The 12874-nt window shown below is 35.9% G+C and carries 13 protein-coding genes; 5 read left to right on the top strand and 8 right to left on the bottom strand.

What is annotated here, in order from left to right; all coding sequences use genetic code 11:
- The first annotated feature begins 14 nt into the window (after positions 1-14).
- Entirely contained in the window at positions 15-755 is a 741-nt protein-coding gene (locus BCR24_RS14600) for an amino acid ABC transporter ATP-binding protein (protein ID WP_069641224.1), read from the top strand.
- A 50-nt stretch (positions 756-805) separates the two neighbouring features.
- On the opposite strand, the gene BCR24_RS14595 is transcribed toward BCR24_RS14600, so the two are convergent.
- Positions 806-1363 (bottom strand): LOG family protein, encoded by a 558-nt coding sequence (locus BCR24_RS14595; RefSeq protein WP_204638571.1) that lies wholly within the window; start codon positions 1361-1363, stop codon positions 806-808.
- Between the two features lie 60 nt (positions 1364-1423).
- On the bottom strand, positions 1424-2062 hold the full coding sequence (locus tag BCR24_RS14590) for a histidine phosphatase family protein (RefSeq protein ID WP_069641251.1): 639 nt from the start codon (positions 2060-2062) through the stop codon (positions 1424-1426).
- Between the two features lie 167 nt (positions 2063-2229).
- Between BCR24_RS14590 and BCR24_RS14585 the strand changes: the two genes are divergently transcribed.
- The 4 genes from BCR24_RS14585 (at position 2230) to BCR24_RS14570 (ending at position 6370) form a co-directional block, all read left to right on the top strand.
- Positions 2230-2574: a MazG nucleotide pyrophosphohydrolase domain-containing protein gene (locus tag BCR24_RS14585; RefSeq protein ID WP_069641222.1), complete on the top strand. Its 345-nt coding sequence runs from the start codon at positions 2230-2232 to the stop codon at positions 2572-2574.
- Positions 2571-3059: a GNAT family N-acetyltransferase gene (locus BCR24_RS14580; protein WP_069641221.1), complete on the top strand. Its 489-nt coding sequence runs from the start codon at positions 2571-2573 to the stop codon at positions 3057-3059. The genes BCR24_RS14585 and BCR24_RS14580 overlap by 4 nt, the downstream gene beginning before the upstream one ends.
- A 115-nt stretch (positions 3060-3174) precedes the next feature.
- A complete protein-coding gene (gene brnQ / locus BCR24_RS14575) occupies positions 3175-4527 on the top strand; it encodes a branched-chain amino acid transport system II carrier protein (RefSeq protein WP_069641220.1) in 1353 nt (450 codons plus the stop codon).
- 334 nt (positions 4528-4861) lie between these two features.
- The gene (locus BCR24_RS14570; protein ID WP_069641219.1) at positions 4862-6370 is read left to right on the top strand and encodes a helix-turn-helix domain-containing protein; all 1509 of its coding nucleotides are present in this window, start codon (positions 4862-4864) and stop codon (positions 6368-6370) included.
- Positions 6371-6629: 259 nt separating this feature from the next.
- Here BCR24_RS14570 and BCR24_RS14565 read toward each other — a convergent pair whose 3' ends face one another.
- The 6 genes from BCR24_RS14565 to nikA form a co-directional block, all read right to left on the bottom strand.
- A complete protein-coding gene (locus tag BCR24_RS14565; RefSeq protein WP_069641218.1) occupies positions 6630-7844 on the bottom strand; it encodes an ammonium transporter in 1215 nt (404 codons plus the stop codon).
- Positions 7845-7925: 81 nt separating this feature from the next.
- Positions 7926-8672 (bottom strand): ABC transporter ATP-binding protein, encoded by a 747-nt coding sequence (locus BCR24_RS14560; protein ID WP_069641217.1) that lies wholly within the window; start codon positions 8670-8672, stop codon positions 7926-7928.
- The gene (locus BCR24_RS14555) at positions 8650-9480 is read right to left on the bottom strand and encodes an ATP-binding cassette domain-containing protein (RefSeq protein WP_069641216.1); all 831 of its coding nucleotides are present in this window, start codon (positions 9478-9480) and stop codon (positions 8650-8652) included. Before BCR24_RS14555 ends, BCR24_RS14560 begins: the two co-directional genes overlap by 23 nt.
- 14 nt (positions 9481-9494) lie before the next feature.
- Entirely contained in the window at positions 9495-10322 is an 828-nt protein-coding gene (locus BCR24_RS14550) for an ABC transporter permease (protein ID WP_069641215.1), read from the bottom strand.
- Positions 10322-11254: an ABC transporter permease gene (locus BCR24_RS14545; RefSeq protein ID WP_069641214.1), complete on the bottom strand. Its 933-nt coding sequence runs from the start codon at positions 11252-11254 to the stop codon at positions 10322-10324. Before BCR24_RS14545 ends, BCR24_RS14550 begins: the two co-directional genes overlap by 1 nt.
- Before the next feature lie 20 nt (positions 11255-11274).
- Entirely contained in the window at positions 11275-12870 is a 1596-nt protein-coding gene (nikA, locus tag BCR24_RS14540) for a nickel ABC transporter substrate-binding protein (protein WP_204638566.1), read from the bottom strand.
- Positions 12871-12874 lie beyond the last annotated feature (4 nt).

Here is a 12874-nt window from a genome sequence, read left to right as displayed (position 1 = left end):
TAGGAGGAAATAATATGAGCGCAATTATTGAAGTCGAACATTTAAGAAAAAGCTTTGGTGATAACGAAGTGTTAAAAGATATCAATGTAAACGTCACGAAAGGAGAAGTTGTCACGATCATTGGCTCTTCTGGTTCAGGTAAATCAACCCTGTTACGTTGTATCAACTTACTCGAAAAACCAACTGGAGGCAAAATCATCTATAATGGTGAAAATGTCTTAGAGCGTGGGTACAATCTGCCAAAATACCGTACTCATTTAGGGATGGTGTTCCAATCATTTAACCTATTTAATAATATGAATGTTTTAGAAAATTGTACCTCAGGACAGCTTACTGTTTTAAAGCGTAATAAAGAAGAAGCAAAGAAAATTGCGTTAGAAAATCTTGAAAAAGTTGGTATGGAACGCTTTATTGATGCAAAACCAGCCCAACTTTCCGGTGGACAAAAACAGCGTGTCGCCATCGCTCGTGCCTTATCGATGAATCCTGATGTGATGTTATTCGATGAACCAACTTCAGCTCTTGATCCTGAAATGGTCGGAGAAGTACTGAAGACTATGAAGGATTTAGCCCATACAGGATTAACGATGATCATCGTCACTCATGAAATGGAATTTGCTAAAGAAGTTTCTGACCGTGTGATTTTTATGGATAAAGGTGTGATTGCAGAAGAAGGAACTTCTGACGATATCTTTGTTCATCCAAAAGAAGAACGGACGAAAGAGTTTTTACATCGAATTTTATCAAAACCTTAAAAAATAAATCAACACTCGCTTGAGCAGTCACTGTTCAAACGAGTGTTGATTTATTTATATTGTCTAATCGTTGGTGGTGTAAAGGTAGCGATAAATGCTTGAATCGCATCTAAATCTTCAGAAAAGAAAATCTTTGCTCGGTCTGCTTCCGTTAAAAATCCATCGCGAACCATTTTATCAAAAAATTCGGCTAATAAATCATAATAGCCCTCTACATTAAAAAAGACACAGGGATTTTGATGTTCACCAACCCTTCCCCAAGAAACAACTTCTGATATTTCTTCCAACGTTCCAGGTCCACCAGGCAAAGCTAAATAGCAATCTGCCAAATCGATCATTTTACGTTTACGCTCATGCATGTCAGTAACAATATGCATTTCAGTAATCGCTTGATGTGCTAATTCACGCTCCATTAGAAATTTTGGCATCACTCCGATTGCTTTGCCACCATTGTCAATAACTGTATCGGCAAGAATTCCCATCAAACCAACATTGCCTCCCCCATAGACAAGGTCATACTTATTATTGGTCATCCATTGGCCTAACACTTTTGTTTGTTCCTGATAAATTGCTTTATTTCCTACACTTGCCCCGCAATAAACGGCCATTCTCTTCAACTAATTCCCACCTATTCTAACTGACTAACAGATTGTCATTTGATTTGATTTTTATGCTTCTTCATTCTGTGATTGATAAGAAACATCATTAAATGTTTTTAGCGTGTAATTCTGTAAATCATTTTCTTTTTCTAAAATTGTAATACTCGTATTCGCTAAGGGACCACCTTCACGCCATTGTGATTTTTCTTTTCCGATCAAGGAATTGATCAACGTAATCAACAGCACACCATGTGCTACAATTAGTACTTTTCCATCTGGGTATTTTTTACTGATTTGTTCTATTGTTTCAGTAGATCGTTTTACTAAAGAGTCGATCGTTTCACCACCAAAAGCTGTGGGATCATACAGGTCTGGTCGTTGACGTAAGTTCTTTGTTTGCTCATCTGTATGATCGATTTCAATGCCTTCACGTTTACCAAATTTGATTTCTCTTAGGCTGTCATAATAATTCACGGTTAATCCATCTAAATAATCATTTTCTTTAAGAAGGTAATTCGCCGTATCCATCGCTCTTTTTTGAGTGCTGACAGCAACTGCATCAAATGATGTATCGCAAAGATAACGTCCCGCTTGGATTGCTTGTTCGATACCGATCGGTAACAACGGCGAATCGATTTTTCCTCCTTGAAATCTCAAACTCAAATTCAGTTCTGTTTTTCCATGTCTCACAAAATAAAATGTGGTCATCTCTTTTCCCTCCATTTTTGACTGTGCCTTCCTCTTGATTATGATACTACAAATAGACTATTTTTGCTTTGTTAAAAATAGCGACTATCCTCTTTTGAATAAATGACACTCATTTTTATTTTTTCTATTCTATATGCTAACATAGTAAGAAGAATGGAGGGATTTGTGTGGAGCTTCAACAGTATCAACAATGGATCAGTCATTTTTATAAAAAAAGAGGTTGGTATGCGCTCAACTCTTTTATCCGCGTCAGTTTTTTAGCTGAAGAGACAGGAGAAGTTGCGCGTGCGGTGCGTGCTTTAGAAATTGGGCGTGACCGTCCAGATGAAAAATCAAAAGCCCCAGAACATTTAGTTCAAGACTTGACTGAAGAACTCGGTGACGTGCTAGATAATATTTTTATCCTAGCTGATAAATACGATATTCGTTTCGAAGATATTTTAAGCACCCATAAGCAAAAGTTAGAAGAACGCTTTAATGAGATCGACAATCAGAAAGAAGGCATTAAATGAACAAGCAGATCACCATTCGACCAGTGGAAGAGCTCGATTTCCAACAACTATTTGAGATAGAAAATACGATTTGGACGAATGAAAATTCTCCTGTCCTACATTATTATCATTCCGTTGACGAGTATAAGGAAAAAACAGCTGGACGCATTATTTTTGTTGCTGTTGAGGCTGACAAAGTTCATGGTTTTATAGACGTTCATCATCCCACGCCTTTGAACGCCCATCAAAAGCAATGGATGTTTGGGATCGGTGTTCATCCAGACAGCCAATCTTATGGGATCGGTCGGCAATTATTGGATTATTTAAAGGAGGTCGCTACTAAAGAAGGGATTCATAAAATTTCTTTACGCGTTATGGGGTCTAATACTAAAGCCATTCAATTTTATCGAAAAAATGGGTTTATACAAGAAGCTTTATTTAAAGATGAATTTTTTATCAATGGTCAGTTTTGTGATGATTATCAATTTGCTTATTTCACAAGCTAATCTCAGCAGGTTTTAATGTTTTCAGAAAAACCTGTATCTCTTTCTGAAATTCGCTTGCTGTGGTCTCTTTATTCTGTTATTTTAGTTAAGAATAACGTTTAAGGAGTGTTGATGTGTGACAAAAAAATTATCATGGCGTGACTACCTTTATGTAGGTTCTATGCTATTTGGCTTATTTTTTGGAGCTGGAAATTTGATTTTTCCTGTTCATATGGGGCAAGAAGCTGGAGCAAGTATTTTTTTAGCAAACTTAGGCTTTTTGATTACAGGGATTGGGTTACCCTTTTTAGGTGTGATTGCTATTGGTATTTCAAAAAGTAATGGGGTCTTTGATTTAGCAACTCGTGTTAATCGGCGCTATGCTGTTGCTTTTACAGTATTACTATACTTGACGATTGGTCCATTCTTCGCATTGCCTCGTCTAGCTACGACATCTTTTGAGATTGGTTTGGCCCCTTTTTTGCCAAGTGATCAGCATAAATTAGTTTTAGCACTATTTTCAGCCCTATTCTTTTTTATTGCTTGGGCATTTTCACGTAAACCATCTAAGCTACTAGGTTATGTAGGAAAGTTTTTGAATCCATTATTTTTATTTTTGTTAGCTATTTTAATTTTATTTGCTTTTATTACACCCTTGGGTTCGATCACTTCAGCGCCTATTGCAGAGTCATATGTTGCAAATCCATTTTTTAAAGGGTTTACTGAAGGCTATAATACACTAGATGCTCTTGCTTCTTTAGCTTTTGGGATCATTATTGTGTCGACGATTCGAGGTATGGGAGTAGAAAAACCAAATGACATTGCAAAGGATACCATAAAATCTGGTGCAATCAGTGTTGTTTTGATGGGGATTATTTATACATTATTGTCTTACATGGGTACAATGAGTGTGGGGAAATTCCCTCTCAGTGAAAATGGTGGAATTGCCTTAGCTCAGATTGCCAATCATTATTTGGGTAGCTTAGGAAGTGTTTTATTAGCCTTTATCGTCATTCTAGCGTGCTTAAAAACAGCCATTGGTTTAATTACTGCCTGTTCTGAAACATTCAGTGAGCTATTTCCAAAAGGGTCTTATGCTTTTTACATTGCCGCAGCTAGTATTTTACCTTGTTTATTTGCAAATGTTGGCTTGACGAATATTATTCAATTTTCTATTCCTGTATTGATGTTTCTTTATCCTTTGGCTATGATTTTAATGATTCTAGTGATTATCAGTCCGTTATTTGGTCATCGTAAAGAAGTCTATCGTACAACAACTTATGTCACTCTTGTGGCAGCTTTACTTGATGCTTTGAATAATGCTCCTGAATTTATTAAGAGCAATTCAGGCGTTACAACTATTTTGACTACTGCTGAGAACTACTTACCATTATTTACGATTGGTATGGGTTGGGTCGTTCCATCTGTTCTTGGTTTTATAATCGGCTTGGTTTGGATCAATCTGAAAAAAGACACTGATCTTAAATAAAAAAAAGAGGTTGGGACAGGAGTGTTTAATCCCGAGAAATAAGAAGGGATTCACGAAAATTGTTCTTCAAATTTTTGTGAATTTCAGCTTATTTCCGAAGGGATTGCTTCTGCTCGCACCGTTTATACGAATTCCTTGAGTCTGAGAGATAACTCGTAGAGTTATCTCTCAGACTCTTTTTTCTCGAAATCTTACCTATCATACTACATATTTTTTATTTCGAGCGAAATCTTGCCTTTTTGTTAAGGATGTGTCACTAGCTGTCTACAGCTTATCGTCTTAGCTGACAAGTGCCTATATAATACAGTAGAATAGGGGCAAGGAAGTGATTAGCATGCTATATGAAGAATTGATGATGGATTCCGGAATGCTGACAAAGTTTAAACTTTTCAAACGAATCACACAAATCAATCAATCAGAGATCTCAATTACTCAATTATCTGATGAGCTATCGTTGAATTATCAACAGACATTTATTATCTTAAATGAAATCAATCATGATTTAGTTAAAGTGATTTCCAACCATCCATCCATTTTACAAAAAGCAGGAAAAATCGATAGTACCAAGTTACTCGTGACCATTGATGAATACCGTTATTTTCTCTTGAAAAAATCGGTGCCTTTTCAATTTATTCTTTATTTTTTAAACCAAGATTTTCCTAACATAGATGATTTTTGTCAACGCTATTACGTGAGTCGTTCGACAGTCTCTAGAAAGATGCTGCCTTTGAAAAAACACGTAAAGCAATTTAATCTGCGATTTACATATACTGAAGCAAATTTGACTGGGGATGAACGTGCTGTTCGAGTAGCACTTTTTGATGTATTGTGGCTTGGAACCCGTGGGACGGTTTGGCCATTTAAAAGTGTTGCCTTTGAAGATGCTGAAAGGCTTGTTGTTGCATTTTCTGAATATTTCCCCTTATCTAGAACTTACTTAGGTGCCAAAGAATTGACCTATTTTGCAGCGATTTTTCTCTGTCGAATGCGAAAGAAAATTTTTGTTTGTTATGACGACCGGTATGATTTTTTAATGATGGACAATCCGTACTATGATTTTGAGCGTCTCAACCAGGAACTTGGACCGATTCAAGCACTACCACCTAAGCACAGCAAGGGAGAAAGCAGTTTTATTTTTTTCTTAGCTCATTACGCTCCTTTTTATACTCTAGATGATGACCCTTCACTATTTCAAACATTGCATGATTTTTCGTCGCGGCCAAATCCTGTGTATGAATTAGTTCAAGAATTTCTTGCCTATGCTAAAATCAATATTTTCAAAAAGGAACCTGATGTTGTTGCTAAACCAATGATCATTGGAAATCTATTAAATATTACGTTTACCTTTTATGTGTTACGCCAACCATTTCCTAACCTTCAAAAGTTAGTAGAATTACCACGTAAAAAGAAAAAAGCTGATGAACTTCTTGAAACAAAGATTCAAGCTTTTTTTGATACAAAGGCGAAAGAAAAGGAATATAAGTTTATTTATACAATCAAAAAGCCCTTGGTCAATGCTATCAAAAGTGTCTTACTGCCGGCTTATGATAAGCCAAAGCATTCTGAACATTTAATAATTGGTGTTGCTTTTGAGCATAATTTCCTTTTAGTTAGAAGAATTTACCAATTTTTAAATGATCTAGGTTTTGTAGATTCTGCACCTTATCAGGAGGATTTGAATGAACAATATGATTTAGTGATCAGTTCTTCTTTATTGCCGAGGAAAAAGTATCCAGAATTACCCCTTTATTTTTGGGATTTATCTTATGACGAGGAAGAATTAGCTGATTTGTATCGAACAGTGCAACAGCTTTTTGAGAAGAAGAATATTATTCAAGAATAATTAAAGTAAGATTTCATGAACGAAGGTAAGACTTATTAAACCCGTTACTATGTACAATGTCCTGAAAATAGTTTTACTGATTCTCCCCCAAAAAAAGCCTGGCTAATAAGCTAGTTTATAGCACGGATACTCGTTAAAAGTTGAACATGAACTTGACTTGTAATTTTATTAATATTTAAAAAACGAAAGAGTCAAGAGTGAAGATTTGGCAGTCTTCGCTCTTGACTCTTTCACTTTGGCCAATTTAATTAGATGAAAGTTATTCATCATAAGTAGACTGATGGAAAAATTCCATATCTAATCCTTTTTCTTGTTCTTCTTCTGTTGTCTCTATTCTTGTTATTTTTGATGAAACAATTAGAATAAGTCTTGTTATGATGAATGCATACGCTGCGACGAAGCAGACACCTAAAATTTGAACGAGCAGTGCATTTAAGCCGCTAGCAGTTACTAATGAAGCACCTGTTCCGAAGATACCAATTAAAATAGTTCCAGTGAATCCACCAATGCCATGGACACCCCATACATCCAATGCATCATCCCAACCTTTTTTCTTACGAAAATCAACAGCAAGGTTACAAATAATTGCTGCGATGGCACCAATAGCAATTGCTTCTGTTGGTTTTACATATCCTGCGCAAGGGGTTATCGTTGCTAATCCTGCAACTGACCCAGTCAAAATATCCACAAAATCATAGTACCCCTTCTTAAATTTGGCAAATAAAATCCATACAGTTAAAGATGTAGCAAGTGCAACAAACGTTGAAACAAATGCATTCACTGCTTGAATATCTGCACGTAATGCACCACCAGAATTAAACCCAAACCAACCAAACCATAAAAGTCCAGTTCCGATTGCAGCAATCATCAAATTATTGTGTTGGCTTTTTTGTTGTTCCGTCAACTTTCTTTGTCCTAAGTACAAGATCGTTGCTAGAGAACCAAATCCGGCTGTCGTATGAATAACTGTACCGCCAGCAAAGTCTTTAAAGTTGAAATTACTTAAAAATCCACCACCCCAAACCCAATGGCAGACAGGGAAATAAATCAATAAATTCCAGCCGATCAACAGTAAAATATATCCTTTCATCGTCAAACGATCCGCAAAAGCCCCTGTCATAAGAGGGACGGTGATCACACAAAACATCAATTGAAAAGCAAAAAACATTAAAAAGGGAATCGTTGCCCCATGTAAAAGGTTCGCTAATGTGCCGACATTTTTCATCAAGAAGAAATCAGCTGGATTTCCGATAATACCATGAAAATCTGTACCAAATGCTAGCCCAAACCCTCCAAAAATCCACATTAACGTTGTTACTCCAACTGAAACAAATGATTGTCCCATAATGATTAATATATTATTTTTACGTGCCAAACCTCCATAGAAAAAAGCTAAACCTGGTGTCATTAAACACACCATTGCTGTACATAAAATCATAAATGCTGTATCGCCTGTATTAATTGAATTTGACATGAATTCCATTCCTTTCTTTGAATCTATTTCAATATAGTAATTCATTTTGCTACACTACTAGCAAATTATACTATTTGGCGCTCAAATTTGAGCATCAATCAAAGCTTGGACATAAGCAGATTTCGCATGCATCAATTGACTCGTTTCTATCACTTCTTCTAAATGTCCCTCTTTTAAAAAAATAAGTTTGTCACAAAAATAGGTAGCCAATTCTAAATTATGAGTAACGACTATATAATACAAGTTAAATTCTTTTTTTAAAGCAAGTAACAACTCAAGCATACGCTCCACATTAAATAAGTCTAACGAACTAAAGGCTTCATCCAAAATCAATACCTTTGCTTCCGTTAAGATACTTCTCGCAATACAAACACGCTGAATCTGGCCACCACTTAAGTTTCTTGGTTTCTTGTCTAAGAGTTCTTCAGATAATCCCACTTTATTTAAAACAGTAATTATTTTTTCTTTTGTTTCTTGTGTTTTATTGTTTTTACTAACTGATTCTACTAATGCTTTTTCTACAGTAAAGTCCGGATTGATTGCAGAGGTGTACTCTTGAAATATCATGCTCACTGGGTTCTTTTGTTTGAGTGGCTCATTTAGTCTAAATATGATTTCCCCTGACCCTTTATCTGGTTTTTCAATACCAGCTATTAGTTTAGCTAATGTTGTTTTCCCACTACCACTTTCTCCTAAAATACCAATAATCTCTTCTGAAATACAAAGTGAAAATGGCTTTAGTCCACCGTCCATTTTTTCTCTTGGCATGAATAACCGCTCTTTGTAATACGTCTTTGATAATTGCTCAAGAACTAACCAATTTTCCATCTTTTAATCTCCAAAATGTCGAACCTATTTTATTTTTTATTCTACGCATTTTTACCAAATATGAGGTTGAATCAGTGTCCATTTTATCTATTTTTTTGTGTTCAATTTTTCTACCTGCTTCTAAAACCAGTGCCGTATCACATAAGTAATCTACAATAGCAATATCATGTGTCGCCAAAAGTAGAGTCGTCTCATTTCGTTTTTTTAGCTGCAAGAAACTATCTAGAATTCTCTTTCTATTTATCGTGTCCAATGCACTCGTCGGCTCATCTGCAATAATCACTTTGGGTTTCAAAATAAGTGCTAACCCAATTGCACAGCGCTGTAACGTTCCACCAGATAATTGAAAGGGGTATTTGTTTAAGATACTTTCTGGTAAGTCCATACTTTCCAATAACTCTTGAATCATATTTGTTCTTTCACTTACAGAAAATCGATTTTCTGTCAATGTTTCTTTCAATTGCACACTCATTTTTTCAATAGGATCAAATGCTTCTGAAGCATTTTGAGGGATGTATGTTAATTCGCGACTTAATACCGCCGAAGAATGAACATTGTTTTTCTCCTGAATAACGATTTTATTTTTAGTATCCGGAAAATAGGTAATTAATCCACTTGAATGAAGTGATTTTGGACAGATTCTCATAATCGTTTTAAGAAGTGTTGTTTTCCCACTTCCACTTGGTGCCAGAATACCTAAAAACTCATTTCTTTCTACTTGAAAAGTTAGGTTATCAAGGACTCTTTTATTTGTTTTGAGTTCATTTACGCTCAACTCTTCCACTACCAAAATTAGTGTATTTTCCATTACTTTCTCCCTCGTTACTCGCTATTCGCTTCGTTGATTCCTTCCGCAACTGCGTCTCCGATATAATTGAGCATCGCTATCACAAGAAATAGTGTGATCCCAGCAGGAATCATCTGCCAAGGCTCAACTACAGCGATTTCTCTGGATTCGTTTAACATTCTACCCCACTCAGCTGTTGGTGGCTGAATCCCAACCCCGAGAAAAGATAGCGCACTAATACTCATAATCACTGCACTAATATCTAATGTAGAGTAAACAATGATTGCCCGAATAATCGGGGGAAAAATGTGTTCTTTAAATACCCATCCTTTAGACTTTCCAGAACTTAGGGAGAAGACAACATAATTTTTTGTTTTATAATTAAGGACTTCTGTCCTGATCATTTTAACGTACCACGGAAATCGTACTATTGTCAGTGCTAAAATAATCGTCAGTAAACTAGGGCCTAAAATCCCAATAATACACAAAGACATCATTTCATTCGGTAAAGAAAGCATCAGGTCACAAAATCGCATCATTGAGGCATCGATCCAACCACCAAACATCCCAGAAATTCCACCAAAAATGAGCCCGATCAAAAGAATCAAGAAAACAATTAAAAAGGAGAGAAGTAACGTCACTCTACCGCCATATAATATCCTCGAAAAGATATCTCGACCTAACATGTCTGTTCCAAAAAAATGTTCACTACTTGGATGAGCCAATTTATTCATAATATCTTGTTTGTTTGGATCATACGGTGACAAGACATTCGCAAAAATAATACCTAACATTAAAAGACTTAAAAAGAGAATAGAAACAAGAACTATTCTATCCTTGACTATTTTTTTCATTACATCCATCAGCTGCCTCGCTCTCTTAGTCTGGGATCAATCCTTTTGTTTAAGGAATCAATCAACAAACTACTGCTAATAAAGAACAATGACATAATCACAATATAGGCTTGCAAAACAGGTAAATCGCGATTTCTGATTGCATTAATACAGAGAAGCCCCATACCAGGCCATGCAAAAACACTTTCTATAATGATGCTACCAGCAATCAGTTTGGGAATACTCACGCCAATCGAAACAACAGAAGAACGCAAAGAATTTTTCAATAAATGTTTCGTGATCGATTTTTTTGAAAATCCTCTTGTAAAATAATAGTCGACATATGGCAACTGTTTATTTTGCAATAAATCATTGCGAATCAACCGAATATACGAACTAGAGTAGGCCAAAGAAAGTGTCAATGCCGGCAAGAAAACTGATAATAGGCTTTCGGCCCCTCCCGTTGGTAACCAATTTAGCTTGATAGAGAACAAAAAGATCAGTAACAACCCTAGCCAAAATGATGGAATTGCATTTAAGACAAAGGTGATCAATCTTAAGACTTTTTCAGTCCAATGATTTTGATAATTAGCAGCCAAAATTCCCAGTACTAAACAGGTTACAATAATGATGATCAGTGTCACTAGAGTCAAAAATACTGTATATGGAAAAGCCTCACTGATCATACCAGCAATCGATTTATCAGTAGCATAGCTTTTACCTAAATCCCCTTTTAGAGCCTGTTGAACCCAATCAATATATCTTGCAAAAAAAGGTTGATCTAACCCCAATTCTGAACGCATCTGACGCACATTTTGTTCAGTTGGTGTGATTGCCTGGACTCTTAGTGCTACTTCAGCTGGATCATTGGATAGATACGTCAATAGGAAAAAAGGAATAAACGTTATTAAAAAAAGAAGAAGTAGGATTTTTCCACAATTTTTAATAATAGATTTAATCATTGTCACCCAACTTTCTATCCTTATTCAAAGAACATTTTTTCAAATGGTATTTCATATTGCGAATCATTAAACGTGATATTTTTAAGGTTAGCTTTACCAATTGCTTTCGTTTTCGAATACGAAATTGGGATATATATACATTGATCGTTGATGTACGTCAAAATTTCGCTATAATCTGTTTGTCTCTGTTTTTCATCTGGCTCAATCATCACTTGTGTGATTTTATCATCCAACCATGCTTTTTTATCCAAGCCTAATTGTGCTTGATAATCTCCATGTGCCGGTATTCGCCAAGAAGAAAGATAAGATTGCGGATCGTAAGGCGTTCCCCACGACAACGAATACTGTAAATCGAACTCTCCATCTTTTTGACGATCAAGAAAATTCTGTTTTTCCTCAGAAATAATGGCTAGGTCCACCCCCACCTCTTTAAGATCCGCTTGAATCGATTGAGCGATTGTTCCTTCTTGTGCATTTTGTGAATTATAGGAAAAAGTTAGTGCTAAAGGTTTATCATCCTTCATCCGTATTCCATTTTCCCCTACTTTCCATCCTGCTTCATCTAGTAATTGATTTGCTTTTTCCACGTTGTGATTATAGCTTTTTAATTCAATATCACAATAAGGAGCTGTTTTTGGTAATAGCGTATCCGCTTTGTCTTCTGAATTATTTAGTACACCTTTAATAATATTCTCTTTGTTGACTGCGTAAGTTAACGCTTCTCTAACCTTTAGTGAACTCAGATTTTCTCGTTTACTATTTAATAGTATTGCACGAGAGGCTACCGGTTGGCTAGATACGGCTGTAAAAGCAGCCTTGTCAGCTTTCATTGCGTTATAGGCATCCATATTTAATTGGTCGCCATCTGCACCATAAATAAGATCAATTTCTCCTTTTTTTAGAGCAAGTAATAATGCTTGTGAATCTGGAATTACTTTCCAATCCACTTCTGAAACTTTTGGTTTTTCACCCCAATAATCTTCATTCACTACAAAGTGCGCATATTGATTGTCCTTGTGCGTTTCCAGTTTATACGGCCCAGTTCCCACATAGCTTGACACACCCGTTTTAGATCCCCCCTCAATAAAACTTTTAGGCGAGATAAAACGAAATGGCCTAGTCAACCCGAGTTCAATCAAGGTTGGGTAATAGGGATGTTTTAAGGTTAATTTGAAAGTCTCATCATCTACTACTTGTGTCGACTCGATTTCATTCACCATATCTAACCAAGCATGACGTTCCTTATTAGCCAAAACTGCATCAAAATTTTGCTTCACAGCATCTGCATTGAATGCCGTACCATCCGTAAATTTCACATTAGTTTGTAAAGAAAAGGTATATTCTTTACCATCATCAGAAATAGCCCAGCTTTTTGCTAACGCAGGTTTGACTTTTCCCTCTTCATTTTTGGTCAATCCTTCGAAAACCATATTTTGCGCAGCCATTTCTCCGTTATATAAATGCGGATTAATATCTCGTATATCTTTTGTACTACCATAATTTATTTGATTAGAAGATCGGCTCTCTTTTTTTGATGAATTACAGCCTGCTAAAATTAGTAGCATCATAGAGATAGTAAAAAAGAAGACTGGCATCCATTTTCTTTTCTTTGCCAACAAC

The sequence above is a fragment of the Enterococcus ureilyticus genome (assembly GCF_001730315.1).
GTDB classification, from domain to species: domain Bacteria; phylum Bacillota; class Bacilli; order Lactobacillales; family Enterococcaceae; genus Enterococcus_L; species Enterococcus_L ureilyticus.
Note: the sequence above shows the minus strand (reverse complement) of the source record. Positions and strands in the feature narration are given on the sequence as shown.

Bases quoted from the DNA above. Each gene is read 5' to 3' on its own strand.
- BCR24_RS14595 (WP_204638571.1), bottom strand. From the start codon at position 1,363: ATGGCCGTTTATTGCGGGGCAAGTGTAGGAAATAAAGCAATTTATCAG.
- BCR24_RS14565 (WP_069641218.1), bottom strand. From the start codon at position 7,844: ATGTCAAATTCAATTAATACAGGCGATACAGCATTTATGATTTTATGT.
- BCR24_RS14545 (WP_069641214.1), bottom strand. From the start codon at position 11,254: ATGATTAAATCTATTATTAAAAATTGTGGAAAAATCCTACTTCTTCTT.
- BCR24_RS14560 (WP_069641217.1), bottom strand. From the start codon at position 8,672: ATGGAAAATTGGTTAGTTCTTGAGCAATTATCAAAGACGTATTACAAA.
- BCR24_RS14590 (WP_069641251.1), bottom strand. From the start codon at position 2,062: ATGACCACATTTTATTTTGTGAGACATGGAAAAACAGAACTGAATTTG.
- BCR24_RS14550 (WP_069641215.1), bottom strand. From the start codon at position 10,322: ATGGATGTAATGAAAAAAATAGTCAAGGATAGAATAGTTCTTGTTTCT.
- BCR24_RS14580 (WP_069641221.1), top strand. From the start codon at position 2,571: ATGAACAAGCAGATCACCATTCGACCAGTGGAAGAGCTCGATTTCCAA.
- BCR24_RS14570 (WP_069641219.1), top strand. From the start codon at position 4,862: ATGCTATATGAAGAATTGATGATGGATTCCGGAATGCTGACAAAGTTT.
- BCR24_RS14555 (WP_069641216.1), bottom strand. From the start codon at position 9,480: ATGGAAAATACACTAATTTTGGTAGTGGAAGAGTTGAGCGTAAATGAA.
- BCR24_RS14600 (WP_069641224.1), top strand. From the start codon at position 15: ATGAGCGCAATTATTGAAGTCGAACATTTAAGAAAAAGCTTTGGTGAT.